Below are 525 nucleotides of genomic sequence, written 5' to 3'. Positions count from 1 at the left end.
TCAACACATCTCGCGTGGTGGAAAACGTCACAGAGTAACCCTTGTAATTCTTCCTCAACGCTTCAATTCGTTCTGCTTCTTCTTTAGCAGCTTTCAATACCTCAGGCGAAGTGTCTTTTAAGTGGGAGAGATAATCCCAATACTGTTTTAAAATTTTATCATTAGGTAGTATCGGGATGAGAACTTTATAATCCGACATCTTGAATATATACAATATTATGTTAGCTTTGAATTCTTCAAAATTATTACTATTATCAACAACTTCTCTATACCAAGCAGCGTCACCAGCTGCCACCATCTCGTTAGCAGTCTTACCGTTTACCGACTGAGGAGCCCCTTGATAGCCAAAATTATAGGGCACTTGTCTCTCCATGGCTGTCCTTCCAGCCTGAAATTCTCCATAAGAATGACCAGTAGTTGTGCTAATATAGTGTCCACTCGCCTCCACTCTATCATAAAAATCAAGGGCAGGTTTGTTTTTTTCTTTTAAGTACAAGGTGTCATTTAAGGCAATGGCAAGGTCTA

Annotated in this window: 1 pseudogene; it reads right to left on the bottom strand. The window is 39.6% G+C overall.

Features of this window, described 5'->3' with window-relative positions:
• A pseudogene (locus M1F91_RS09105) lies at positions 1-525 on the bottom strand (hypothetical protein); the annotation flags it as partial.

The organism is Streptococcus sp. oral taxon 431 (assembly GCF_023110115.1).
Lineage (GTDB): Bacteria > Bacillota > Bacilli > Lactobacillales > Streptococcaceae > Streptococcus.
This window is presented reverse-complemented; position numbering and strand designations above follow the sequence as displayed.